Origin of the sequence: Streptomyces niveiscabiei (assembly GCF_001419795.1) — a bacterium.
Taxonomy (GTDB): Bacteria; Actinomycetota; Actinomycetes; order Streptomycetales; family Streptomycetaceae; genus Streptomyces; species Streptomyces niveiscabiei.
Genome location: NZ_LIRL01000985.1, coordinates 1 through 2,888 on the forward strand (window position 1 = coordinate 1; position 2,888 = coordinate 2,888).

Consider the following 2,888-nt stretch of genomic DNA (forward strand, 5'->3'; position numbering starts at 1 on the left):
ACCCCGCCCTTCGGCTTCCCCCGGCCCGCCCAGTACCGTGGACGGGTGGACAAAAGGCAAGCACTCGGATCCTGGCTCTCCGGACCCCGCGCGGCCCTGGAGGAAGCCGGTGCGGACTTCGGCTACCGGGGCCGGGACCTCGGCCTCCCGGAGGACGGCCCGAACTCCCTCGCCCGCCCCGGCCGCCGCCTCGGCGCACTCGCCGTCGACTGGGGCCTGAGCGTCTTGATCGCATACGGCCTCATCACGGACGGCTACTCGCCCGCCACGAGCAACTGGGCCCTGCTGGTCTTCTTCGTCCTGGGCGCCCTCACGGTCACCACGATCGGCTTCACCCCCGGCAAACGCCTCTTCGGCATCAGGGTCCTCCACCTCCCGACGGGCACGGTCAACCCCCTGCGTGCCCTGCTCCGCACGCTCCTGCTGTGCCTGGCCGTCCCGGCCCTGGTCTGGGACAAGGACGGCAGGGGCCTGCACGACAGGCTGGCGCAAACGGTTGAAGTACGGATCTGAGCCACCCGAAACACAAAGAACCCCGGAGACGCAGGTCTCCGGGGTTCTTCACGAGTTAGCGGCCCTTGGGCCCACCCTTCGGCAGCTTCATGCCCTTCGGCATCGGCCCCTTCGGCAGCGGCATGTTGGACATCAGGTCCCCCATCGCCTTCAGCCGGTCGTTCGTCGCCGTCACCTGGGGACCAGTAAGCACCCGCGGATACTTCAGCAGCGTCGTCCGCAGCTTCTTCAGCGCGATCTGCCCCTCGCCGACGCCCACGATCACATCGTGCACCGGCACATCCGCGACGATCCGGTTCATCTTCTTCTTCTCGGCGGCCAGCAGAGTCTTCACCCGGTTCGGGTTCCCCTCCGCGATGAGGACGATCCCGGCCTTGCCGACGGCCCGGTGGACGACGTCCTGGCTGCGGTTCATCGCGACGGCCGGCGTCGTGGTCCAGCCCCGCCCGATGTTGTCGAGGACGGCGGCGGCGGCACCCGGCTGCCCCTCCATCTGCCCGAACGCGGCCCGCTCGGCCCGCCGCCCGAAGACGATCGCCGTACCCAGGAAGGCCAGCAGGAAACCGAGGATCCCGAGGTAGATCGGGTGGTCGATCCAGAAGCCGATCGCGAGAAAGACACCGAAGATGAGGAGGAAGACGCCCGCGAGCACCAGGCCGATCGTCTTGTCGGCCTTACGGGTCATCTTGTACGTCAGGGCGATCTGCTTCAGTCGCCCGGGGTTCGCGGATGCTGCCGCGCTGTCACTTCTCGCCATGCCAGAAGTCTACGTGCCCGGTGCGGGGCCCTCGCGCTCAGGGACGGGCGGAGCTGACCGCTTCGAGGACGCGCTCGGCCTCGACCCGGTCCTTGGCCCGGCGGCGGTCTTCGAGCACGGAGGTCCACGCGTTGCGGCGGGCCGTGCGCTGGCCACTGCTCAGCAGCAGCGACTCGACGGCGCGCAGGGCGTCGGTGAAGGTCGGGATGGCGGTGGCACGGACGGGTGCGGCCTGCATGATGAGGTCCCCCCTCGGAGCGGCTTTGGGTATGGGCCTACGTGATGTGACATCAGCGTCACTGATTGGTGTTACCAGGGCGTGACCGACCGGTCAAACACCGATGAAACGTTGATACGACGCCGAAAACTTTCAACGCGGCCCCGGCAACGCCCTCAACTGCGAGGACGTCCGGGACCGCGTCGTCTCGGCCATTACCGGCGAGTAGGTTCTTGTGCGGGAATTCACACGGCCGGAGTCAAGCGAAGGGGTCGGGAAAACCGATGGTCGGAGCGTCAGACCGCCTGCGAGGCGACGTACGTCCCCCGCTTCTCCACGGCCATCTGGTACAGCCGCCCCGCGCGGTACGACGACCGCACCAGCGGCCCCGACATGACCCCGGAGAACCCGATCTGCTCGGCCTCCTCCTTCAGCTCCACGAACTCGTGCGGCTTCACCCACCGCTCGACGGGGTGGTGCCGCACGGACGGCCGCAGGTACTGCGTGATGGTGACCAGCTCGCACCCGGCGTCGTGCATCTGCCGCAACGCGTCGGTGATCTCCTCGCGGGTCTCGCCCATCCCGAGGATCAGGTTCGACTTCGTCACGAGCCCGTAGTCACGGGCGGCCGTGATGACCTTCAGCGAACGCTCGTACCGGAAACCGGGCCGGATGCGCTTGAAGATCCGCGGCACGGTCTCCACGTTGTGCGCGAAGACCTCCGGCCGCGACGCGAAGACCTCGTCGAGCAGCTCCGGCACGGCGTTGAAGTCCGGCGCCAGCAGCTCGACCTTCGTACGCCCCTCGGCGCGCCCCGCCGTCTGCTCGTGGATCTGCCGCACGGTCTCGGCGTACAGCCACGCCCCGCCGTCCTCCAGGTCGTCGCGCGCGACGCCGGTGATGGTCGCGTAGTTCAGGTCCATCGTGACGACGGACTCGCCGACCCGGCGCGGCTCGTCCCGGTCCAGCGCCTCGGGCTTGCCGGTGTCGATCTGGCAGAAGTCGCAGCGCCGCGTGCACTGGTCGCCGCCGATGAGGAACGTCGCCTCCCGGTCCTCCCAGCACTCGTAGATATTGGGGCAGCCGGCCTCCTGGCACACCGTGTGCAGCCCCTCGCTCTTCACGAGCCCCTGCATCTTCGTGTACTCGGGACCCATTTTCGCCCGGGTCTTGATCCACTCGGGCTTGCGCTCGATGGGGGTCTGAGCGTTACGGACCTCCAGGCGCAGCATCTTGCGTCCGTCGGGTGCAACTGCGGACACGACCGGCTCCCTGTGCTTCGATTCTTCGGCGTACACCAGGGTACGCCCGTGCTAATTGAGCCCCGCGACGAGGCCAACCCGCTGGGTGCGAGGCGCATTCCCGGTGCGAGGGGCATCACATCCGGCTTCCGGAAGCCGG

Annotated in this window: 4 protein-coding genes; 1 reads left to right on the forward strand and 3 read right to left on the reverse strand. The window is 68.3% G+C overall.

Annotated features, from left to right (window positions below):
• Positions 1 to 45: 45 nt before the first annotated feature.
• Entirely contained in the window at positions 46 to 513 is a 468-nt protein-coding gene (locus AOK24_RS38400; protein WP_055724572.1) for an RDD family protein, read from the forward strand.
• Between the two features lie 55 nt (positions 514 to 568).
• Here AOK24_RS38400 and AOK24_RS38405 read toward each other — a convergent pair whose 3' ends face one another.
• The 3 genes from AOK24_RS38405 to lipA all read right to left on the reverse strand — a co-directional run bounded on the left by AOK24_RS38405 (position 569) and on the right by lipA (position 2,749).
• Positions 569 to 1,270 (reverse strand): DUF4191 domain-containing protein, encoded by a 702-nt coding sequence (locus tag AOK24_RS38405; protein ID WP_055724570.1) that lies wholly within the window; start codon positions 1,268 to 1,270, stop codon positions 569 to 571.
• Between the two features lie 37 nt (positions 1,271 to 1,307).
• On the reverse strand, positions 1,308 to 1,508 hold the full coding sequence (locus tag AOK24_RS38410; RefSeq protein ID WP_010352015.1) for an SCO2195 family GlnR-regulated protein: 201 nt from the start codon (positions 1,506 to 1,508) through the stop codon (positions 1,308 to 1,310).
• Between the two features lie 275 nt (positions 1,509 to 1,783).
• Positions 1,784 to 2,749: a lipoyl synthase gene (gene lipA / locus AOK24_RS38415; protein WP_055724571.1), complete on the reverse strand. Its 966-nt coding sequence runs from the start codon at positions 2,747 to 2,749 to the stop codon at positions 1,784 to 1,786.
• Positions 2,750 to 2,888 lie beyond the last annotated feature (139 nt).

Bases quoted from the DNA above. Each gene is read 5' to 3' on its own strand.
- AOK24_RS38410 (WP_010352015.1), bottom strand. From the start codon at position 1,508: ATGCAGGCCGCACCCGTCCGTGCCACCGCCATCCCGACCTTCACCGAC.
- AOK24_RS38405 (WP_055724570.1), bottom strand. From the start codon at position 1,270: ATGGCGAGAAGTGACAGCGCGGCAGCATCCGCGAACCCCGGGCGACTG.